The organism is Streptomyces sp. JNUCC 64 (assembly GCF_054484115.1).
In genome coordinates, this window is record NZ_CM137015.1 from 6,140,050 (window position 1) to 6,163,909 (window position 23,860).

A 23,860-nucleotide genomic window follows, 5' to 3' on the forward strand; every position below is an offset into this window, starting at 1 on the left:
AGTGCTGAGGAGAAAAGCGATGACCCGATCCCGTGTCGAGGATGTCTGGCCGCTGTCCCCGCTCCAGGAGGGCATGCTCTTCCACGCCGCCTACGACGACGAGGGCCCCGACGTCTACCAGGGGCAGCGGAACTTCGACCTGGTCGGCCCGCTCGACCCGGACCGGCTGCGCCGTTCCTGGGAGGCGCTCCTCGTCCGGCACGCCGCGCTCCGCGCGGGCTTCCGCCGCCGCAAGTCGGGCGAGGCCGTGCAGGTCATCGCCCGGCGGGCGGCCCTGCCCTGGCGGGAGGCGGACGTCTCCGGGCTGCCGGCGGACGAGGCCGCGGCCGAGGTGGCGCGGCTGGCCGTCGAGGAGCAGGACCGGCGGTTCGACCTCGCGGCGGCCCCGCTGCTGCGCGTCCTGCTGGTCAGACTGGGCGAGGACCGTCACCGGCTGGTCCTGACCAGCCACCACGTGGTCATGGACGGCTGGTCCGTCCCCGTCCTCGTCAACGAGCTGACCAAGGTCTACGAGGCCGGTGGGTCCGTCGCCGACGCGGGTCTGCCCCGGGTCACCCCGTACCGCGACTACCTGGCCTGGCTGGCCCGCCAGGACAAGGAGGCGGCGCGCACCGCGTGGCGGGAGGAGCTGGCGGGCGCCGACGAGCCGACCCTGGTGGCGGTCGCCGACCCCGGACGGACGCCCGTCGCCCCCGAGAGCCTGATCACCGAGATACCCGATCACCTGGCCAAGGGCATGGTGGGCCTGGCGCGGGCGCACGGGCTGACGGTGAACACGGTGGTGCAGGGCGCGTGGGCGCTGGTGCTGGCCCGGCTGGCGGGCCGGGACGACGTGGTGTTCGGCGCCACGGTCGCGGGCCGTCCCGCCGAACTGCCGGGCGTGGAGTCGATGGTCGGCCTGTTCATCAACACCCTGCCGGTCCGCGTCCGGCTCCGGGGCGGCCAACCCCTCCTCGACCTGCTCACCGACCTCCAGTCCCGCCAGTCCGCGCTGATGTCCCACCAGCACGTGGGGCTCACCGAGATCCAGCGCCTCGTCGGTCCGGGCGCCGTCTTCGACACCCTCGTGGTCTACGAGAACTACCCCCTCCCGCCCGCCGACGCCGCCACCCCGGACCGCTTCGCCCTCCGGCTCGCCGGTGGCCAGGAGGCCGCGCACTACCCGTTCACCCTGGTCGTGGCGCCCGGCGACACCATGCGCGTCAAACTCGACTACCGGCCCGACCTGTTCGACCACACCACCGCCCGCTCGGTCTTCGACCGGCTGGTGCGCGTCCTGGAGCAGATCGTCGCCGAGCCGTCGCTGCCGGTGGGACGGCTCGCCGTGGTGACCGGCCCCGAGCACGAGCGGGTCGTCCACGAGTGGAACGCGACGGACGCGGAGCGGCCCGCCGTCTCCGTGCCCGAACTGGTCGCCGCCCGGGTGGCGGACGCCCCCGACGCGGTGGCCGTCGTCGACGGCGAGCGGCGGCTCTCGTACGCGGAGCTGGACGCCGCCGCCGCGCGGCTCGCGGCCCGGCTGACGGCGGACGGCGTCCGCCGGGGCGACCGCGTGGCCGTCCTGCTGGAACGCTCCGCCGACCTGCTGGTGACCCTGCTGGCCGTCTGGCGCGCCGGAGCCGCCTACGTCCCGGTGGACGCCGACTACCCCGCCGAGCGGATCGCCTTCCTGCTGACCGACTCCGCCCCGACGACCGTCGTCTGCGGCCGGGACACCCTGGACGCGCTCCCCGCCGGCCTCGGCCTCCGCCCGCTGGTCCTGGACGACCCCGGGGTCGCGGCGGCGATGGCGACCGGCCCCCGCGCCCGGGCGTTCCCGGTGGCCGCCGACGACCTGGCCTACGTGATGTACACCTCGGGTTCGACCGGGGTGCCCAAGGGCGTGGCCGTCCCGCACGGCGCCGTGGTCACGCTGGTCGCCGAGCGCGGCTGGTCCGTCGGCCCCGGCGACGCGGTGCTGATGCACGCCCCGCACGCCTTCGACGTCTCCCTGTACGAGGTGTGGGTGCCGCTCGCCTCGGGCGCCACCGTGGTGATCGCCGAACCGGGCGCCGTCGACGCCCAGCGGCTGCGCCGCGCGGTGGCCGACGGGGTGACGGCCGCCCATGTCACGGCGGGCACCTTCCGGGTGCTGGCCGAGGAGTCCCCGGAGAGCCTCGCCGGACTGCGGGAGGTGCTGACCGGCGGTGACGTGGTGCCCGCCGGGTCCGTGCGCCGGGTGCGGGAGGCGTGCCCGGAGCTGGCGGTCCGCCACCTGTACGGGCCGACCGAGATCACCCTGTGCGCCACGTCCCACCTCCTCGCCCCCGGCGACGGGTCCCCCGCCGCGCTCCCCATCGGCCGCCCGCTGGACAACCGGCGGACCTACGTCCTGGACTCCTTCCTGCGTCCGGTGCCGCCCGGGGTGGCCGGTGAGCTGTACATCGCGGGCACCGGACTGGCCCTCGGCTACCTGGGCCGTTCCGCGCTCACCGCGGACCGTTTCGTTGCCTCGCCGTTCGCGTCCGGCGAGCGGATGTACCGCACCGGCGACCTGGTCCGCTGGACGGACACGGGCGAACTCGTCTTCGTCGGCCGCGCCGACGAGCAGGTGAAGATCCGCGGGTTCCGGGTGGAGCTCGGCGAGGTCGAGGCCGTCGTGTCCACGCACCCGGAGGTCGCCCAGGCCGTCGTCCTCGCCCGCCAGGACCGCCCGGGCGGCGAGAAGCGGCTGGTGGGTTACGTGGTCGCGGACGGGTCGGCCGTGGACCCGGAAGCCGTGCGGGAGCACGTGGCCGGGACGCTGCCCGAGTACATGGTGCCGGCGGTCGTGGTCGTCCTGGACGCCCTCCCGCTGACGGTGAACGGCAAGGTCGACCGGGCCGCGCTGCCCGCCCCCGACTTCGCCGGACGGGTCTCCGGCCGCGCCCCGGTGGGCGCCGTCGAGGAGCGGCTCTGCGCCCTGTTCGCGGAGGTGCTGGGGCTGGAGCGGGTCGGTGCCGACGACGGGTTCTTCGAGCTGGGCGGCGACTCGATCATGTCGATGCAGCTCGCCTCCCGGGCCCGCCGCGCCGGACTGACCCTCACCCCCCGGCAGATCTTCGAGGAGAAGACCGTCGAACGCCTCGCCCGGATCGCCGGGACGGGCACCGACCCGTCCGCGCGCCCGGCCGACGTGGGCGTGGGCGAGGTGCCGTGGACCCCGGTGACCCGGGCCCTGGGGGAACACGCGGCGCGCCCCGGCTTCGCCCAGTGGACGGTGGTGGGTGCCCCCGCCGGTCTGGACCGGGAGACCCTGGTGCGGGCGGTGGGCGCGGTCGTCGACGCCCATGACCTGCTGCGGGCGCGCGCGGTCGCGGAGGAGCGGAAGTTCGTCGTTCCGGAGCGGGGGTCCGTCGACGCGGCGGTCCTGGTGACCCGCGTCGAGGCCACGGCGGCTGACGATGACCTGGACGCGGTGGCTGGCCGTGCGGCCCGGGAGGCGGTGGGCCGGCTGGACCCGTCGTCCGGGGTGATGCTCCAGGTGGTGTGGGTCGACGCGGGTCCGGACCTGGTCGGCCGACTCGCGCTGGTGGTACACCACTTGGTGGTGGACGGGGTGTCGTGGCGGATTCTGCTGCCCGACCTCCAGACCGCCTACGAAGGCGGGACGGTGGACCCGGCGGGGACGTCGTTCCGCCGCTGGTCGGGTGTGCTGGCGGAGGAGGCGGTGAGCCCGGGACGGGTGGGCGAGCTGGACGGCTGGCTGGAGTTGCTGGGCGACGCGGAACCCGTCCTGGGGCATCGGGCGCTCGACCCTGCCGAGGACGTCGCGGGGACGCTGCGGCGTCGTGAGTGGGTGGTTCCGGCGGCCCAGGCGCTGACGCTCACGGGCCGTACCCCGACCGCGTTCCACTGCGGGGTGCACGAGGTGCTGTTGTCCACCCTGGTGGGCGCGGTGGGCCGTTGGCGTCCGGACGCGTCCAGTGTCCTCGTGGACGTGGAGGGCCACGGCCGGGACGCGATCGGTGATGTGGACCTGTCCCGGACGGTCGGCTGGTTCACCAGCGTGCGACCGGTCCGCCTCGACGTCACGGGCATCGACTTGGCCGAGGCCGTCGAGGGCGGGCGTGCGGCGGGCGAGGTGCTGAAGACGGTGAAGGAGCAGGCGCAGCGCGTGCCGGGTGACGGTCTCGGCTACGAGCTGCTGCGGCACCTCAACCCGGATACCTCCGGGATGCTGGCGGCGGCCCCGGCGCCGCAGATCGGGTTCAACTACCTGGGCCGCTTCACGGCGGCGGCCACGGACCGGAGCGGTCCGGTGGGTGCCTGGCAGATGGCGGGGGAGACCGCCGTCGGGGGCTCCGCCGACGCCGACATCCCGCTGGCGCACCTGCTGGAGGCCGGTGCGGTGATCCGGGACACCGCCGACGGTCCGGTCCTCACCCTCAGCCTGAGCTGGCCGGACGGGGCCCTGGACACCGCCGACGCCGAGGCCCTGGGCACGGCGTGGACCGACCTGCTCGCCGGACTCGCCGCACACACGGACGCCCCGGGGGCGGGCGGACACACCCCCTCCGACTTCCCGATGGTGGAGGTGTCCCAGGAGTCGCTGGAGGAACTGGAGCGGGCGGTGCCCGACCTGGTCGACGTCTGGCCCCTCTCCCCGCTCCAGGAGGGCATGCTCTTCCACGTCGCCTACGACGAGGACGGCCCGGACGTCTACCAGAGCCGACGGGTCCTGGCCCTCGACGGCCCGCTGGACACCGGACGGCTCCGGTCCTCGTGGGAGGCCCTGGTGGCACGGCACGCCGCGCTGCGGGCGAGCTTCCACGAGTGCGCGACCGGCGAATCCGTCCAGGTCGTCGCCCGGACGGCGGCGCTGCCCTGGCACGAAGTGGACCTCTCCCGGCTCCCGGCGGCGGAGGCCGCCGCCGAGGCCGACCGGCTGGCGGCGGCCGAGGCGGACCAGCGGTTCGACCTCACCCGGGCACCCCTGCTGAGGCTGCTGCTGATCCGGCTCGCCGAGGACCGGCACCGCCTCGTCGTCAGCAGCCACCACATCGTCCTCGACGGCTGGTCGACCCCCGTCGTCCTCAACGAGGTGGGGGCCGTCTACGCGGCGGGCGGAGACCCCTCCGGCCTGCCCCGCACCCACTCCTACGGGGAGTACCTGGCCTGGCTCGGCCGCCAGGACAAGACGGCGGCGCGTGAGGCGTGGCGGAACGAACTCGCCGGGGCCGAGGAATCCACGCTCGTCGCCCCGGCGGACCCGGGCCGCGCCCCCGTCGACCCGGAGCAGACCTCGATCGACCTCACCCGGGAGACCACCCAGGGGCTCGCCGCCCTGGCGCGGGCGCACGGGCTGACGGTGAACACGGTGGTGCAGGGCGCGTGGGCGCTGGTGCTGGCGCGGCTGGCGGGCCGGGACGACGTGGTGTTCGGCGCCACGGTCGCGGGCCGTCCCGCCGAACTGCCGGGCGTCGAGTCCATCGTGGGGCTCTTCATCAACACGCTGCCGGTACGGGTGCGGCTCGACGGCGCCCGCTCCGTCCTGGAGACGCTGACGGACCTCCAGGACCGCCAGACGAAGCTGATGTCCCACCAGCACGTGGGGCTGGCCGAGATCCAGGGGATCGCGGGCCCCGGCGCGTCCTTCGACACCATGCTGATGTTCGAGAACTACCCCCGGAACGCGCTGGGCCTCTCCGCCCCGGACCGCGACGACGCGTCCGTGTCGATCACCCAGCTGAGCACCGTGGCCGGTACCCACTACCCCCTCGCCGTGGGCATCGCCCCCGCCGACCGCCTCCAGATCCGCCTCACCTACCGCCCGGATCTGTTCTCGGGCGCGGAGGCGGCGGCGGTGGGCCGCCGTCTGGCCCGGGTGCTGGAGCAGGTGGTGGCGGACCCGTCGGCGAGGGTGGCGTCGGTCGAGGTGCTGGAGGTGGCCGAGCGGGCGGCGGTCGTCTCCGAGTGGAACGACACCGACCGGGCCGTTCTCGGGGGTTCCCTGCTGGACCTGTTCGGTGGGCATGTGAAGACGTCGCCGGAGGCGGTGGCCGTCCGTTCCGGCACCGACGCGCTGTCGTACGCGGAGCTGGACGCGCGGTCTGATCGGTTGGCGCGGTTCCTGGTGGCGGCGGGCGTGGGCCGTGAGCGTGCGGTCGGGCTATGCCTGCCGCGCGGTGTGGACGTCGTCGTGGGCGAGCTGGCGGTGTGGAAGGCGGGCGGCGCGTTCGTCCCGCTGGACCCGGAGTACCCGGCCGACCGCCTCAGGTACATGGTGGAGAACAGCGGCGCGACGGTCGTCCTGGCGACGGCCGAGACTCTGGACCGTGTCCCGTCGGGTACGGATGCCCGGGTGGTCCTCCTCGAAGAGGTCCCGGACGACGACTCGACTGCGCTGCCGGGCGTGACCGGCCCCGACCAGCTGGCGTACGTGATCTGCACGTCGGGTTCGACGGGTCGTCCGAAGGGTGTGGCGGTCGGCCACCGGGGTGTGGTGAACCTCGTCGGCGCGATGGGTCCGGCGTTGGGTGCCGGTCCCGGTGTGGTGACGTTGCAGTTCGCCTCCTTCAGCTTCGACGCGGCCATTCTCGATGTCGCCGTCGTCCTCGGTTCCGGTGGGACTCTCGCCATCGCGACGGGTGAGGAGCGTGCCGAGGCGGGTGCCCTCGCCGGGATGCTGGCGGCCAACGAGGTGTCGACGGCGAGCATCGTCCCCTCCCTCCTGGGCGCGCTGGACCCGGAGCAGACCACGGGCATGAACACGTGGGTCCTCGGCGCGGAACGTCTCAGCGCGGATCTGGCGGCGCGATGGGCGTCCCGGACGAACCTGTGGAACACGTACGGCCCCACCGAGGCCACGGTGATGGTGACGGCCGGGCTGGTCGACCCCGCCACCACCCCCACCAGCGACGCCCCCGCGATCGGCAAGCCCCTCGCCAACTCCCGTGTCTACGTCCTGGACTCCTTCCTCCGTCCCGTGCCCCCCGGTGTGACGGGAGAGGTGTACGTATCGGGCGTGGGTCTGGCACGCGGGTACATAGCCCGCCCGGACCTGACCTCGGAGCGCTTCGTGGCGTCGCCGTTCGCGGACGGCGAGCGCATGTACCGTTCGGGCGACCTGGCCCGCTGGACCCCGGACGGGGAGCTGGCCTTCATCGGCCGCGCCGACGCCCAGGTCAAGGTCCGTGGCTTCCGTATCGAGCTGGGCGAGATCGAGGCGGTCCTGTCCTCGCATCCCGAGGTCGACCGGGCCGTGGTCGTGGCCCGGGAGGACGGCCCCGGCGACAAGCGCCTCGTCGGATACGTGGTCGCCGCTGACGAGACGGTGAACGTTGACACTCTGCGAACGTTCGCGGGCGGACGGCTCCCGGAGTACATGGTCCCGTCCGTGTTCGTGACGCTGGACGCCCTGCCGCTCACCGTGAACGGGAAGGTCGACCGGGCCGCCCTGCCCGCCCCGGACCTCGGGGACGGGACGACGGGCCGTGCCCCGGTGGGCGCCGTCGAGGAACTGCTGTGCGCCCTGTTCGCGGAGGTGCTGGGGCTGGACCGGGTCGGCGCGGACGACGGGTTCTTCGAGCTGGGCGGCGACTCGATCATGTCGATGCAGCTCGCCTCCCGGGCTCGTCGCGCTGGACTTGTGCTGACCCCGCGTCAGGTCTTCGAGGAGAAGACCGTCGAGCGCTTGGCCCGGGTCGCCGAAGCCGTCGCTGACGTCGACACCGCGCGCGAGGACGACGTGGCCGTCGGTGAGGTGGCGTGGACGCCCGCCATGCACGCCGTGGGCGACGGGGCCGCCCTGCCGAAGAACGCCCAGTGGACGGTGGTGGGTGCCCCCGCCGGTCTGGACCGGGAGGCGTTGACGCGGGCGGTGGGTGTGGTCGTGGACGCTCACGATCTGCTGCGGGCGCGTGCGGTGGCCGGTGAGCGGAAGCTGGTCGTTCCGGAGCGTGGGTCCGTCGACGCGGCGGGTCTGGTGACCCGGGTCGAGGCCACGGCCGCTGACGACGACCTGGACGCGGTCGCCGGCCGCGCCGCGCGGGAGGCGGTGGGGCGTCTCGACCCGTCGTCCGGGGTGATGCTCCAGCTGGTCTGGGTCGACGCGGGTCCGGACCGAATCGGCCGACTCGCGCTGGTGGTGCACCACTTGGCGGTGGACGGGGTGTCGTGGCGGATTCTGCTGCCGGACCTCCAGTCGGCGTACGAAGGCGGGACGGTCGATCCGGCGGGGACGTCGTTCCGCCGCTGGACGGAGGTGCTCACCGAGCAGGCCGTCAGCCCGGAGCGGGTGGGTGAGCTGGACGGCTGGCTGGAGTTGCTGGGGGACGCGGAACCCGTACTGGGCCGCCGGGCGCTCGACCCTGCCGAGGACGTCGCGCGGACGCTACGACGCCGTGAGTGGGTGGTTCCGACCTCCCAGGCGCTGACGCTCACGAGTCGTACCCCGACCGCGTTCCACTGCGGGGTGCACGAGGTACTGCTGTCGACGCTGGCGGGTGCGGTGGGCCGTTGGCGTCCGGATGCGTCCAGTGTCCTCGTCGACATCGAGGGCCACGGCCGGGACGCGATCGGTGACGTGGACCTGTCCCGGACGGTCGGCTGGTTCACCAGCGTGCGACCGGTCCGGCTCGACGTGACGGGCATCGACCTGGCCGAGGCCGTCGAGGGCGGCCGTGCCGCCGGGACGGTGCTTAAGACCGTCAAGCAGCAGACCCACCAGGTCCCCGGTGACGGAACCGGACACGAGCTGCTGCGGTACCTCAACCCGGAGACGTCGGGTGTGCTGGCGGCGGCCCCGGTGCCGCAGATCGGCTTCAACTACCTGGGCCGGTTCGCGGCGGCCACGGGTCAGAGCGGTCCGGTGGGTGCCTGGCAGATGGCGGGGGAGACCGCCGTCGGGGGCTCGGCCGATCCGGGGATGCCGGTGTCGCACGTCCTGGAGGCCGGTGCGGTCGTCCGGGACACGGCGGACGGTCCCGAGCTGACGCTCACCCTGAGCTGGCCGGACGGAGCCCTGGACACCGCCGAGGCCGAGGCCCTGGGCACGGCGTGGACCGACCAGCTCGCCGGTCTCGCCACGCACACGGACACCCCTGCCGCGGGCGGCCACACTCCCTCCGACTTCCCGATGGTGGAGGTGTCGCAGGAGTCGTTGGAGGAGTTGGAGCGGGCGGTGCCCGATCTGGTGGACGTGTGGCCGCTGTCCCCTCTTCAGGAGGGTTTGTTGTTTCATGCGGAGTTTGATGGTGGTGGGGTGGATGTGTATGAGGGGCAGCGGTCGTTGGTGGTGGAGGGTGTGGTGGATGTGGGTCGGTTGCGTGAGGCGTGGGGGGTGGTGTTGGGGCGGCATCCGGTGTTGAGGGCGGGTTTCCATTCGGGTGCGGGTGTGTCGGGTGGTGCGGTGCAGGTGGTGTCGGGGTCGGTGGTGGTGCCGTGGGTCGACGCGGACGTCTCCGCGCTGTCCGAGGCGGAAGCCGCTGCCGAGGTCGAGCGGCTCTGCGCGCGGGAACGGGCGCGGCGCTTCGACCTCTCGCGTGCCCCGCTGGTGAAGGTGCTGTTGATCAAGCTGGCGGCGGAGCGGTACCGCCTGGTGATCACCAGTCATCACATCGTGCTGGACGGTTGGTCGTTGCCGGTGTTGGTGGGCGAGGTGACGGCCGCCTATGAGGCTGTGGGCAGTGGTTCCGTGTTGCCGTCGGTGGGTTCGTACGGTGAGTACCTGGGTTGGTTGGGTGGTCAGGACAAGGGGGCGGCGCGGGCCGCTTGGGTGGAGGAGCTTTCAGGAGTCGAGGGGGCGACTCTGGTGGCTCCGGGTGAGGTGTCGTCGGGTGTGGCGGTGGTGCCGGAGCGGGTGCGGTTCCAGTTGGAGGAGGAGCTGTCGCGTCGTCTCGGCGAGGTGGCGCGTGCTGAGGGTCTGACGGTGAACACGTTGGTCCAGGGCGCGTGGGCTCTGGTCCTGGCGCGGTTGGCGGGCCGGACGGATGTGGTGTTCGGTGCGACGGTCGCGGGTCGCCCTGCGGATCTGCCGGGTGTGGAGTCGATGATCGGGTTGTTCATCAACACCCTGCCGGTGCGGGTGCGTGTTGAGGGTGGGGTGTCGGTGCGTGAGTTGTTGGTGGATTTGCAGGGGCGGCAGTCGGGGTTGATGTCGCATCAGCATGTGGGGTTGCAGGAGATCAACCAGTGGGTTGGCGCGGGGGCGGGGTTCGACACCCTCGTCGTCTACGAGAACTACCCCAGGGCCGCGACCGAGCCCCAGACCGGTCCCGACGCGATCAGCGTCCGTCCGGCCGACGTCCCCGAGGACACCGGCCACTACCCGCTGACCCTGATCGTCGCGCCCGGCGACCGCATCCAGGGCGACTTCATCTACCGGCCCGACCTGTTCACCCAGACCTGGGCGGAGGAGGTGCTGTCCTCCTTCATCGGGGTGTTGGAGCAGTTCGTGGGTGATGTGGGTGGGTTGGTTGGTCGGGTGGGTGTGGTGGGTGTGGGTGGTCGGGGTGTGGTGGTGGAGGGGTGGAATCGGACGGTGGTGCCGTGGGTGGCGGGGGTGTTGCCGGGGTTGTTCGGTGGGGGTGTGGGTGTGTGGGGGGATGGGGTTGCGGTGGTGGGTGGGGGGCGGTCGTTGTCGTATGGGGAGTTGGAGGATGGTGCGGGTCGGTTGGGTCGGTTGTTGGTGGGGTTGGGGGTGGGTCCGGAGTGCCGGGTGGGTGTGTTGGTGGAGCGGTCGGTGGAGTTGGTGGTGGCGTTGTTGGGTGTGTCGATGGCGGGTGGTGTGTTTGTTCCGGTGGATGTGGGTTATCCGGTGGAGCGGGTGGGGTTCGTGGTGGGGGACGCGGATCCGTTGGTGGTGGTGTGCACGTCGGGGACGCGGGGGTTGGTGCCGGAGGGGTTCGCGGGTCGGGTGGTGGTCCTGGACGATGCGGGGACCGTCGCGGAACTCGCCGCTCTGCCGGGTGGTGGACTGACGGACGGGGAGCGGCTAGGGGCGCTGTTGCCGGAGCACGGGGCGTATGTGATCTACACGTCCGGTTCCACGGGCACCCCCAAGGGCGTCCTCGTCCCCCACTCGGGGATCGGTAACCTCGCCCGCGCCCAGATCGAACGCTTCGACGTGCGGCGGGACTCCCGGGTCCTCCAGTTCGCCTCGGCCAGCTTCGACGCCGCCGTCTCCGAACTGTGCATGGCCCTGCTCTCGGGCGCGACGGTCGTCATGGCCGCCCCGGACCGGTTGCCGCCCCAGGTCTCGCTGTCCGAGGCGCTGCGCGAGACCGGCGCCACCCACGTCACCGTGCCGCCCACCGTGCTCGCCGTGGAGGACGAACTGCCGGACGCGCTGCGCACGGTCGTGGTGGCGGGCGAGGCGTGCCCCGTCGGCGTCGTCGACCGGTGGTCGGGCGACCGCCGCATGGTGAACGCGTACGGGCCCACCGAGGTGACCGTCTGCGCCACGATGAGCGAACCCCTGTACCCGGGCGCCGACCTGGTGCCCGCCGGGCGCCCGATCTCCAACGTCCGGACCTTCGTCCTGGACCCGTTCCTCCAGCCGGTGTCACCGGGCGTCAGCGGTGAGCTGTACGTCGCCGGGGCCGGGGTGGCGCGCGGCTACCTGGGACGGCCCGATCTGACGGCGGGCCGCTTCGTCGCCTCCCCGTTCGCGGACGGCGAGCGGATGTACCGCACCGGGGACGTCGTCCGCTGGACCGAGGACGGCGAACTCGTCTTCGTCGGCCGGGCCGACGACCAGGTCAAGCTGCGCGGCCACCGCATCGAACTCGGTGAGGTGGAGGCGGCCGTGGCCGCGCACCCCGCCGTCGCCCAATCGGCGGTCGTCGTCCGCGAGGACCGGCCCGGGGACGGGCGGCTGATCGCCTACGCGGTCCCCCTGCCCACCGTCCCCGACGGCGATCGCGGTGAACTCCCGCACACCGTGAAGGAGTTCGTCCGGGACCGGCTGCCGGACTACATGATCCCGGCGGCCGTGGTCGTCCTCGACGCGCTGCCCCTCACCCCGAACGGCAAGGTGGACCGGGCCGAGCTGCCCGCCCCCGACTTCGGCGAACGGGCCATCGGCCGGGAGCCGGTCGGCGAGCTGGAGGAACTGCTCTGCGCGCTCTTCGCGGAGTGCCTGGGGCTGGAACGGGTCGGCGCGGACGACAGCTTCTTCGAGCTGGGCGGCGACTCGATCATGTCGATGCAGCTCGCCTCCCGGGCCCGGAAGGCCGGACTCGTGCTGACCCCGCGCCAGGTCTTCGAGGAGAAGACCGTGGAACGGCTCGCGGACGCCATCGAGGCGGCGGGTGCGCCCACGGCCGACACCACGGAGGACGTCCCGGTCGGCGAACTGCCCTGGACCCCGGTCATGCGGACGCTCGGCGACCGCATCGTCCGCCCCGACTTCGCCCAGTGGACGGTGGTGGGTGCTCCCGCCGGTCTGGACCGGGAGGCGCTTACGCGGGCGGTGGGCGAGGTCGTCGACGCTCACGATCTGCTGCGGGCGCGTACGGTCGAGGGTGAGCGGAAGCTGGTCGTTCCGGAGCGGGGGTCGGTCGACCCGGCGGACCTCGTCACCCGGGTCGAGGCCACGGCCGCGGACGGTGACCTGGATGCGGTCGCTGGCCGCGCGGCGCGGGAGGCGGTGAGGCGTCTCAACCCTGCCTCCGGGGTGATGCTCCAGGTGGTGTGGGTCGACGCGGGCCCGGGCCGGGTGGGCCGGCTGGTCCTCGTGGCCCATCACCTGGTGGTGGACGGGGTGTCGTGGCGGATTCTGCTGCCCGACCTCCAGGCCGCGTACGAGGACGGCACCGTGGACCCGGCTGGGACGTCGTTCCGTCGCTGGACGGAGGTGCTCACCGAGCAGGCCGTCAGTCCGGAGCGAGTGGGCGAGCTGGACGGCTGGCTGGAGCTGCTGGGCGACGCGGAACCCGTACTGGGCCGCCGGGCGCTCGACCCCGGGGTCGACATCGCGCGGACCCTGCGCCGCCGCGAGTGGGTGGTTCCGGCGGCACAGGCGCTGACGCTCACCAGCCGGACCCCGACCGCGTTCCACTGCGGGGTGCACGAGGTGCTGCTGTCGACGCTGGCGGGCGCGGTGGGGTACTGGCGGCCGGACGCGTCCAGTGTCCTGGTCAACATCGAGGGCCACGGCCGGGACGCCATCGGTGACGTGGATCTGTCCCGGACCGTCGGCTGGTTCACCAGCGTGCAGCCGGTCCGGCTCGACGTCACGGACATCGACCTGTTCGACGCCCTCGGCGGCGGGCGCGCGGCGGGCGAGATGCTGAAGGCGGTGAAGGAGCAGGCGCAGCGGGTGCCGGGTGACGGCCTCGGCTACGAGCTGCTGAGGCACCTCAACCCGGAGACCTCCGGGACCCTGGAGGCGGCCCCGGTGCCGCAGATCGGCTTCAACTACCTGGGCCGGTTCGCGGCGGCCACCGGTCAGGGCGCCCCCACGGCGGCCGGGGCGGACACCGCCGTGGCCTGGCAGATGGCGGGGGAGGCCGCCGTCGGGGGTTCCGCCGACGGCGACATGCCGGTGGCGCACGTCCTGGAGGCCGGTGCGGTGATCCGGGACACGGCGGAGGGGCCCGAGCTGACGCTCACCCTGAGCTGGCCGGACGGAGCCCTGGACACCGCCGACGCCGAAGCCCTGGGCACGGCGTGGACCGACCTGCTGGCCGGACTCGCCGCCCACACCGAGGCGCCCGCCGCGGGCGGCCACACCCCCTCCGACTTCCCGCTGCTGGCCCTCGCGCAGAACCAGATCGAAGAGCTTGAGGCCGGCCTCGCCGGCGACCAGAAGTAGCCACAGTCGCAAGTCGCAAGTCTCTGTGAGGAGAGAGCGCAATGACCCGATCCCTTGTCGAAGACGTGTGGCCGCTGTCGCCGTTGCAGGAGGGCATGCTGTTCCACGCGGCCTTCGACGACGAAGGCCCCGACGTCTACACCGTGCAGTCCGCCCTGGACGTCAACGGACCCGTTGACGCGGCCCGCTTCCGGGCCTCCTGGGAGACGCTCGTCGCCCGTCACGCGGCGCTCCGCGCCTGCTTCCGCCAGGTGAGCGGAGGCCAGATGGTCCAGGTCATCGCCCGCGAGGTGAAACTGCCGTGGCGGGAGGCGGACGTCTCCGGACTGTCGGAGGAGGAGGCCGCGGCCGAGGTGGAGCGGCTGTCGGCGGAGCAGCTGGCCGAACGGTTCGACCTGGCGGCGGCCCCGCTGCTGCGGCTGCTGTTCGTCCGGCTCGGCGCCGACCGCCACCGGCTGGTGATGACGTTCCACCACGTGCTGATGGACGGCTGGTCGATGCCGGTCCTGCTCGGCGAACTGTCCGCGCTCTACGCGGCGGGCGGCGACGGCTCCCGGCTGCGCCGGGCCCCCTCCTACGGCCAGTACATGGCCTGGCTGGGCCGTCAGGACAAGGAGGAGGCCAAGGACGCGTGGCGCGCGGAGCTGGCCGGGGCCGACGAGCCGACCCTGGTGGCCCCGGCGGACCCCACCCGGGCCCCGGCCTTCCCCGCGCACGTCTTCGGCGAACTCTCCGAGGACGCCACCCGGGCCCTCGGCGAGCTGGCCCGTAGCCGTGGCATCACCATGAACACGGTGGTGCAGGGCGCGTGGGCGCTGGTGCTGGCGCGGCTGGCGGGCCGGAACGACGTGGTGTTCGGGGCGACGGTCGCGGGCCGCCCCCCGGAGCTGCCGGGCGTGGAGTCCATGGTGGGGCTCCTGATCAACACCCTGCCGGTGCGGGTGGAACTGGACGGCGCGCAGCCGGTGGTCGAGCTGCTGGACCGGCTCCAGGAGCGTCAGACCGGACTCATGTCGTACCAGTACATGGGCCTCTCCGAGATCCAGAAGGTCGCCGGTTCCGGTGGGGTCTTCGACTCGCTGGTCCTGTACGAGAGCTTCCCGGCCCCGCCCGCCGGACCGGCGCTCCCCGACGACGTGACGATCAGACCGTCGGGCATGTCGCGCGACGCCTCCCACTACCCGATCACCCTGGTCGTCACCCCCGGCCCCCGGCTCCGCTTCAAACTCGACTACCGGCCGGACCTGTTCGACGAGGCCACCGCGCGGTCGATCTACCAGCGCGTGATCCGGGTGCTGGAGCAGGTGGTGGCGGACCCGTCGGCGCGGGTGGCGTCGGTCGAGGTGCTGGAGGTGGCCGAGCGGGCGGCCGTCGTCTCCGACTGGAACGACACCGACCGAGCCGTTCCCGGAGGGTCCCTGCTGGACCTGTTCGGCGGCCACGCGAAGACGTCGCCGGAGGCGGTGGCCGTCCGCTCCGGCACCGACGCGCTGACGTACGCGGAGTTGGACGCGCGGTCGGACCGGCTGGCGCGGTTCCTGGTGGCGGCGGGCGTGGGTCGTGAGCGTGCGGTCGGGCTGTGCCTGCCGCGCGGTGTGGACGTCGTCGTGGGCGAGCTGGCGGTGTGGAAGGCGGGCGGCGCGTTCGTGCCTCTCGATCCGGAGTACCCGGCGGACCGGTTGCGTTACATGGTGGAGAACAGCGGCGCGACGGTCGTCCTGGCCACCGCCGAGACCCTGGACCGGGTCCCCTCCGGCACGGACTCCCGTGTCGTCCTCCTCGAAGAGGTCCCGGACGACGGCGACGCGACCCCGCTGCCGGGCGTGACGGACCCCGACCAACTCGCGTACGTGATCTACACCTCCGGTTCGACAGGCCGTCCCAAGGGCGTCGCGGTCGGCCACCGGGGAGTCGTCAACCTCGTCGGCGCGATGGGCCCGGCGCTCGGTGCCGGTCCCGGTGTGGTGACGTTGCAGTTCGCCTCCTTCAGCTTCGACGCGGCGATCCTCGACGTCGCCGTCGTCCTCGGCTCCGGTGGGACTCTCGCCATCGCGACGGGTGAGGAGCGTGCCGAGGCGGGTGCCCTCGCCGGGATGCTGGCGGCCAACGAGGTGTCGACGGCGAGCATCGTCCCGTCGCTCCTGGGCGCGCTGGACCCGGAGCAGACCACGGGCATGAACACGTGGGTCCTCGGCGCGGAACGTCTCAGCGCGGATCTGGCGGCGCGATGGGCGTCCCGGACGAATCTGTGGAACACCTACGGCCCCACCGAGGCGACCGTGATGGTCACGGCCGGGCTGGTCGACCCCACCACCACCCCCACCAGCGACGCCCCCGCGATCGGCAAGCCGCTGGCCAACTCCCGCGTCTACGTCCTGGACTCCTTCCTCCGTCCCGTGCCCCCCGGTGTGACGGGAGAGGTGTACGTATCGGGCGTGGGTCTGGCGCGCGGTTACATAGCCCGCCCGGACCTCACCTCGGAGCGCTTCGTGGCGTCGCCGTTCGCGGACGGCGAGCGGATGTACCGGTCGGGTGACCTGGCCCGCTGGACCCCGGACGGGGAGCTGGCCTTCATCGGCCGCGCCGACGCCCAGGTCAAGGTGCGCGGCTTCCGCATCGAACTGGGCGAGATCGAGGCGGTCCTGTCCTCGCATCCCGAGGTCGACCGGGCCGTGGTCGTGGCCCGGGAGGACGGCCCCGGCGACAAGCGCCTCGTCGGATACGTCGTCCCGAGCCGTCAGGACCGGGACCAGCGGCCGGGGCAGGCAGCCCAGGACGAGGAACCGGAGGCGACGACCGGTGAGGACGGCGGGTCCCGGGAGCGGGCGCCGGAGTTCGACACCCGGCGCATCCGGGAGCACCTCTCCGAGGCGCTGCCCGACTACATGGTGCCCGCCGCGCTCCTGGTGCTGGACGCGCTGCCGCTGACGGTGAACGGCAAGGTCGACCGGGCCGCGCTGCCCGCCCCCGACTTCGCCGGGCGGGTCTCGGACCGGGCGCCGGTCGGGGAGACCGAGGAGAAGCTGTGCGCCCTGTTCGCCGAGGTCCTGGAGCTGGAACGGGTCGGCGTCGACGACAACTTCTTCGACCTCGGCGGTGACTCGGGGCTGGCGATGCGGCTCGCCGCCCGCATCCGCGAGGAACTGGGCTCCGAGCTGAGCATGCGTCAGTTCTTCGGCGCGTCCACCCCGGTGGGCGTGGCCCGGATGCTGGCCGCGAAGGCCCGTCCGGAGCTGGCGCCGGTGGAACGCCCGGAGGAGGTCCCCGTCTCGGCCGAGCAGCGGCGGACCTGGCTGATGTCCGGGCTGGCCGGGGAGGACGGCGCCAACGCCCACCGCAACGCCATCGCCCTGCGGCTCAGCGGCGCCCTGGACCGGGCCGCCCTGGAAGCCTCGCTCGCGGACGTCACCGCGCGCCACGAGATCCTGCGCACCCGGTTCACCGGCGACCGCGCGGAGACCCTGCGCCAGGACGTCCTGGACCCGGCCGACGAGGCGGCCCGGCCCGTGCTGGAGGTGGCGTCCGCCACCGAGGACGGCCTCGCGGAGCTGCTCGCCGAGCGGACCGGCCGGACCCTGGACCCGGCGCGGGGGCTGCCGTGGACGGCGCACCTGTTCGCGCTCTCCGACACCGAGCACGTGCTGCTGCTGGTGGTGCACCGGATCGCCGCCGACGAGTCCTCCCTCGACATCGTGGTCCGGGACCTGGCCGCGGCCTACGGCGCCCGGCGGGACGGCCGGGTGCCCGAACGGGCGCCCCTGACCCTCCAGTTCGCCGACTACGCGCTGTGGGAGCGGGAGCTGGTGCGCGGCGCCGACGACCCGGACAGCCTGGTCAGCGACCAGCTCACCTACTGGCGGGAGCGGCTGGCCGACCTGGAGCCGGAGCTGCCGCTGCCCGCCGACCGGGAGCGCCCGGCGCTGCCCGACCACCGGACCGGCTCGGTGCCGCTGAGCCTCGGCGCCGAGGCCCACGACCTGCTGGTGGACACCGCCGAGGAGGCGGACGCCTCCGCGTTCGCGGCCGTGCAGGCGGCGCTCGCGGTGCTGCTGACCCGGCTCGGCGCCGGGGACGACGTCGTCGTCGGCACCCGGCTGTCGCGCCGCTACGAGGAGGGCGACCTGGAGGGGGTGGTGGGCCCGCTGACGCATCCGCTGGTGCTGCGCACCGACACCTCCGGCGACCCCGCCTTCCGCGAGCTGCTGCGCCGCGTCCACGAGACGCACCAGGAGGCCCTGCGCCACCAGGACGTGCCCTTCGAGCGGCTGGTGGAGGCGCTCGGACAGCCCGCGTCGGCGGCCCGCCACCCGGTGTTCCAGGTCATGCTGGAGCTGAACGACCTCAGCGTCGAGGAGATGGACGCGGTGGACCTGCCCGGGCTGCGGACCGCCCGGCTGGACGGGGTCGCCGGGGACACCGAACTGGACCTGTGGTTCGCCCTGGACGAGCGCACCCACGGCGACGGCACCCCCAACGGCATCGAGGGGCGGCTGCGGTACGCGACGGAACTCTTCGACCACGGCACGGCGACCGCGCTGGCGGACCGGCTGGTGCGGGTGCTGGAACAGTTCGCGGCGGACCCCGGGCTGCGGGTCAGCGAGGTCGACGTCCTGCTCGGCGAGGAGGAACTCCTCCGGCTGGTCTCCGCCGACCCGACGGACACCGGGGCCGCCGGAGCCCCGGTGGAGGAAGCCGCGACGGCCGATGACACCGGCACCGTCCTCGCCCTGCTCGCCGCCCGCGCCGCGAGCACCCCGGACGCCGTCGCCGTCAACGGCGAGGACGGCTCCCTCACCTACCGGGGCCTGGCCGCCGTCACCGATCTGCTCGCCCGCCGACTGGTCCGCAAGGGCGTCGGCGCCGAACAGCGGGTCATCGTGATGGTGCCGCCCGGGGTCGGCTTCACCGTGGCGCTCCTCGGGGTGCTCAAGGCGGGCGGCACCTGCTCGTTCGTCGACCCGACCCGGCCGTTCGTCGGCGGGGCGGGCGGCCCGGGCGGCAGGCCCGCCGCGCTGGTCTGCACCGCGGCCATGGCCGGACGGATGAACGCGGACGGCCGCATCCCCGTCCTGTGGATCGACGACCTGACCGAGGAGGGCGCCGACCTCCCGTCGGCCGCCCCGGCGGACACCGCGCTCCGGGCGGTGCGGCCCGTCCACGCGGCGGTCCTGCTGGACGGGCCCGGCCCGGACGGCTCCGCGCCCGGCGTGGTCGTCGACCACCGGGCGCTGCTGGCCCAGACGGAACACCGGATCGCCGCCGCCGCGGTGCCCGGCACCCCCGCCCTGCTGGACGCCAGGGTCCCGGTCGGCGCGTTCCTGGTGCCGCTGCTCGCGGCGCTCGGCGACGGCGGCGGGGTCCGGTTCGTCGTCGCGGGCGAGGACGCGCGGGCGGTGGCCGCCGAGGCCGGGGAACCCACCCTGGTGACCACCCGGGAACGGCTGCGCAAGGTCGTCGGAGCGGAGGCCGGACGGCTGCCGTTCACGGAGGTCACCGTCGTCGAGGACGGCCGCTCCGGTTCCGTCGACGAGGCCCGCGAATGGCGGGAGTCGCACCGCGACACCCCGCTGGTGAGCAGCCTCGCCACGGTCGGCACCGCCGGGCCCTGGCTGGAGCACCGGGCGCTGCCCGGCGAGCCGGTCCCGGCGCGGCTGCCGGTCGGACGGCCGGTGCGCGGCGGCCGGGCGCTGGTCCTGGACGAACGGCTGCGCCCGGTGCCGCCCGGGGTGGTCGGGGACGTGTACGTGACGGGCACCCCGCTGCCCCGGGGCATCGCGGGCGGCACCTCGCTGACCGCCGAACGCTTCGTCGCCTCGCCGTTCGGGGCGCCGGGCGAGCGGATGCTGCGCACCGGGGAGCGGGCCCGCCGGTCCACCACCGGACTGCTGACCCTGCGGGACCCGGCCGAGGAGCGGGACCGCGCCTCCCGGGCCCGGCGCACCGTGACCAACACCCGCGAACTGGAGGTCCTGCTGCCGCTGCGGGCCGCGGGCGACCGTCCGCCGCTGTTCTGCCTGCACGAGACGACCGGACTGAGCTGGATCTACGCGGCCCTGCTCCAGTACCTCCCGGGGGACCTGCCGGTCTACGGGGTGCAGGCGCGGGGGCTGACGGGCGCGGAACCGCTCGCCGACAGCATCGAGGAGATGGCGGCGGACTACGCCGAGCAGATCCGTTCCGTGCAGCCCAGCGGCCCCTACCACCTGCTCGGCTGGTCCCTCGGCGGGGTGCTGGCGCACGCCGTCGCGACCCGGCTGGAGGAACTCGGCGAGGAAGTCGCCCTGCTGGCGGTCCTCGACGCCTACCCGCAGCACGGCGTCGGCACCTCGCTCTACACCTACGACGACGAGGAGACGCCGGAGGGCCGGGACAGCGGGACGCGGATGCAGCGCGGGCCCGGCGGCCAGGACGTCACCGGGGTGAGCGGTCCGGTGCTGGAGAACGTCAAGAAGGTCATCCAGAACACCGCCGGGTTCATGCCGGACTACACGCCCCGGCACTTCCGGGGTGACCTGGTGGTCTTCGCGGCGACCGTGGACCGGCCCGCCGACAAGCCCGTCGGGGAGGCCGTCGCCACCTGGCAGCCGTACGTGGCGGGCCGTCTGGAGTCCCACGAGATCGCCGCCCGCCACAAGGAGATGCTCAAGCCGACCCCGGCCGCCCACATCGGACGGCTCCTCACCGAGCGGCTCGGCGGGTCCGCCGCCGGGGAGGCCGCCCGGGGCTGACGGCCCGGCGGGAGGACGGTCCCACGGTCCGGCCGGGGCGGCGCGCGGTGCGCCGACCCGGCCGGATCCGGCGTGCCCGCGCCCGGGCGGCACCGGGCGGCGGGGGAGCGCGGACGGATGCCGTTTTGGGCAGTTGGACATGTGTTTGACGCCCCGGCGGCGCGATTTCAGACTCGAAGCCGGGCCGTGGACCGATTCCGCAGCGGTCATGACGAAAGGGCGACTGCGATGCCGAAACCCCCGGAAATACCCCTCCACAACCGCCGCTCAGGGCTCGACCCGCTGCCCGAACTCGGCCGGATGAGCCGGGAGTGCCCGTTCGCGGAGACCGTCGCGCCGGGAACCTCGGCCCGCGCCTGGCTGGCCTCCGGCAACGAGACCGTGCGGACGGTCCTCGGGGACGCCGAACGGTTCAGCACCCTGCCGCCCGCCGACAGCAAGGAGGACTCCAAGCGGCTCATCCAGCCCGGCAACCTCCTCCAGTACGACCCGCCCGAGCACACCCGGCTGCGCCATCTGCTGACCCCCGAGTTCACCCTGCGCCGGATGCGCCGGCTGGAGCCGCTGATCGAGGAGATCGTCGCGGACCGCCTCGACGCCCTCGAACAGGCCGGGTCGCCCGCCGACTTCATGCGCCACTTCGCCTGGCCGGTGCCGGGACTCGTCAGCTGCGCCCTGCTCGGCATCCCCCGCGACGACCACGCCGACCTGGCCCGCAACCTCGACATCACCCGCGCCACCAACCGCAGCCGCCAGCAGCAGGCGGCGGCGGGCAAGGCGTACATGGCGTACATGAACAAGCTGATCGAGAAGAAGCGCCGGGAGCCGGACGCCACCGACGACCTGCTGAGCCGGCTGATCCTGGACCACGGCGACGACATCACCGACGACGAACTGGTCGGCACCGCCGCGACCACCATGGCCGCCGGGTTCGAGAACGTCGCCGGGACCCTGGGCCTCGGACTGCTGGCGCTCACCGCGCACCCCGAGCAGATGGCCCTGGTGCAGGACCGGCCGGAGCTGATCGACCGGGCCGTCGAGGAACTGATCCGGTACGTGTCGGTGATCGCCACCGCCTCCCCGCGCACCGCGCTGGAGGACCTCACCATCGAGGGCCACGAGGTCAAGGCGGGCGAGACGGTGGTCTGCTCGCTGATGGCCGTCAACCGCTTCGCGCCGGTCCCCGACCCCCAGGAGCCCCGGGAGACCCTGGACGTCACCCGGGAGGTCACCTCCCATCTGGCGTTCGGGCACGGCATCCACTACTGCCTGGGCGCCCCGCTCACCCGGCTCACCCTGCGGATCGCGTTCCCCGCGCTGCTCGCCCGCTTCCCCAAGGTGCGGATCGCGGTGCCGCCACAGGACCTGCGCTACCGCTCCCTCGCCCCCAACTACGGCGTCGACGCGCTGCCGGTCGCCTGGTAGGGGACGAGATGCCACGTGAGACGCGGGCCGTGCCCGTGCACACCCGACGCGACCGGTTCGACCCCGCCGGGGACCTGCGCGCCCTCACCCGGGGCCGTCCCGTCGTCCCGCTGCCCGTGGGGCCCGGCACCGACGGCACGCCCGTCTGGCTGGTGACCGGGTACGCCGAGGTCCGCCAGGTCCTCGGCGACCACGTCCGGTTCTCCACCCGCCGCCGCGCCCCGGGCGCGTCCGGGCGGCCGGGCGCCGACGACGGCCGCCCGGAGCACTCCGTCGGCCAGCTGATGGACTACGACCCGCCCGAGCACACCCGGCTGCGCAAACTGCTGACCCCCGAGTTCACCCTGCGCAGGCTCCGCGCCACCGAACCCTTCGTCCGGGGGGTGGTCGCCGAACGGCTGGACGCCGTGGAACGCGCGGGCGCCCCGGCGGACCTGGTGGACCTGTTCGCGTCCCCGGTGCCGGGCGCGGTGCTGTGCGAGCTGATCGGGGTCCCCCGGGACGACCGGGCGGACTTCCTGCGCCGGGGCCACGCCCATCTGGAGACCGCGCGGGGCCGTCAGCGGCGGGCCGTCGCGGGCGAGTCGTTCCTGCGCTACCTCACCACCCTGGTGCGGCGGCAGCGCGCCGACCCCGACGAGGGGTTCCTCGGCTCCCTGGTGCGCGACCACGGCGACGAGCTGACCGACGAGGAACTGCGCGGACTGTGCGTACTGCTGATGCTCGCGGGACTGGACAACATCTCCGGGATGATCGCCCTGGGCACCCTGGTGCTGCTGGAGCACCCCGGGGAACTGGCCGCCCTGCGCGCCGACCCGGCCTCCGCCGACCGCGTCATCGACGAGCTGCTGCGTTACCTGTCCGTGCCGCACGCCCCGACGCCCCGGATCGCCCTGGAGGACGTCACCGTCGGCGGGGAGCTGATCAGGGCAGGGGAGAACGTCGTCTGCTCGCTGCCGATGGCCAACCGCGATCCGGCGCTCACCCCGGACCCGGACCGCTTCGACCCCGGCCGGGGCCCGGTGCCGCACGTGGCGTTCGGGCACGGCATCCACCACTGCCTGGGCGCGGCGCTGGCCCGGCTGGAGCTGCGGATCGCGTTCACGGCCCTGCTGGAGCGCTTCCCGGGGCTGCGGGCGGCACAGGACGGCGGGGAGGTCCGGTTCCGGACCAGGTCGCCCGCCTACGGGCTGGAACGGCTGCCGGTCGCCTGGTGACGTCCGGCGGCGGGCCGGGGGAGAGGAGCGGGATGGACGGGGAACTGGAGATCGAGGTCGACCGCGAACGCTGTGTGGGCGGCGGGCTGTGCGCGCTGTTCGTGCCCGCGGTCTTCGACCAGTCGGACGACGACGGGAAGGTGCTGGTGAGGGTCCCGGTACCGGGCGCCGCGGCGGCCGGTTCGGTACGCGGCGCGGCGGCCCGCTGCCCCTCGGGGGCGATCACGCTGCGCGAGCGCCAGGACGACGCGATGGCCGTCACGGACGCCACCGACGGCACGGCCGCCACGGCCGTCACCGACGCCAGCACGAGGAAGTAGCGAAGGAAGCGGTGGAAGTGAAGGAAGCGATGGAAGCGAAGGAAGTGAAGGAGCCGTCATGAACCCTCCCGAGAACCCGGCCGGACCGGCCGCGGCGGACCTGCGCCGCTTCGTCGTCGCCCTGTGGTGCGCGGAGCTGGGCGTGCCCGAGGTGGCCGACGAGGACGACTTCTTCGCCCTGGGCGGTCACTCGCTGGCCGCGCTGAACGTGCTGTCCGACGTCGAGGACGCGTATCAGATCGAGCTGGGAAACCGGGCCGTCGCCGAGCACCCGACCCTGGCGGACTTCGTGACCCTGCTGGGGTCACTGACCGGTCTCGGACCGGCCCCGTCCGGTGCCGCCGCGGTCACGGCGGGGGCCGCCGCCACGAGCGCCGCGTAGGTCACCCGCCG

At 73.8% G+C, this 23,860-nt stretch carries 6 protein-coding genes; all 6 read left to right on the forward strand.

Annotated features, from left to right (window positions below):
* Positions 1-19 precede the first annotated feature (19 nt).
* The 6 genes from ACVWNX_RS25290 (at position 20) to ACVWNX_RS25315 (ending at position 23,849) form a co-directional block, all read left to right on the forward strand.
* The gene (locus tag ACVWNX_RS25290; protein ID WP_454410170.1) at positions 20-13,777 is read left to right on the forward strand and encodes an amino acid adenylation domain-containing protein; all 13,758 of its coding nucleotides are present in this window, start codon (positions 20-22) and stop codon (positions 13,775-13,777) included.
* Between the two features lie 41 nt (positions 13,778-13,818).
* On the forward strand, positions 13,819-20,505 hold the full coding sequence (locus tag ACVWNX_RS25295) for an amino acid adenylation domain-containing protein (protein ID WP_454410171.1): 6,687 nt from the start codon (positions 13,819-13,821) through the stop codon (positions 20,503-20,505).
* A 228-nt stretch (positions 20,506-20,733) separates the two neighbouring features.
* Complete coding sequence (locus tag ACVWNX_RS25300) at positions 20,734-21,930, forward strand: cytochrome P450 (protein WP_454410173.1); 1,197 nt, start codon at positions 20,734-20,736, stop codon at positions 21,928-21,930.
* 8 nt (positions 21,931-21,938) lie between these two features.
* Positions 21,939-23,147: a cytochrome P450 gene (locus tag ACVWNX_RS25305; RefSeq protein WP_454410175.1), complete on the forward strand. Its 1,209-nt coding sequence runs from the start codon at positions 21,939-21,941 to the stop codon at positions 23,145-23,147.
* 32 nt (positions 23,148-23,179) lie between these two features.
* Positions 23,180-23,467 (forward strand): ferredoxin, encoded by a 288-nt coding sequence (locus ACVWNX_RS25310; protein ID WP_454410177.1) that lies wholly within the window; start codon positions 23,180-23,182, stop codon positions 23,465-23,467.
* Positions 23,468-23,525: 58 nt separating this feature from the next.
* Positions 23,526-23,849 (forward strand): acyl carrier protein, encoded by a 324-nt coding sequence (locus ACVWNX_RS25315; RefSeq protein WP_454410178.1) that lies wholly within the window; start codon positions 23,526-23,528, stop codon positions 23,847-23,849.
* Positions 23,850-23,860: the final 11 nt, after the last annotated feature.

Coding starts and splice junctions, on each gene's coding strand:
- ACVWNX_RS25290 (WP_454410170.1), top strand. CDS start 20: ATGACCCGATCCCGTGTCGAGGATGTCTGGCCGCTGTCCCCGCTCCAG.
- ACVWNX_RS25295 (WP_454410171.1), top strand. CDS start 13,819: ATGACCCGATCCCTTGTCGAAGACGTGTGGCCGCTGTCGCCGTTGCAG.
- ACVWNX_RS25300 (WP_454410173.1), top strand. CDS start 20,734: ATGCCGAAACCCCCGGAAATACCCCTCCACAACCGCCGCTCAGGGCTC.
- ACVWNX_RS25305 (WP_454410175.1), top strand. CDS start 21,939: ATGCCACGTGAGACGCGGGCCGTGCCCGTGCACACCCGACGCGACCGG.
- ACVWNX_RS25310 (WP_454410177.1), top strand. CDS start 23,180: ATGGACGGGGAACTGGAGATCGAGGTCGACCGCGAACGCTGTGTGGGC.
- ACVWNX_RS25315 (WP_454410178.1), top strand. CDS start 23,526: ATGAACCCTCCCGAGAACCCGGCCGGACCGGCCGCGGCGGACCTGCGC.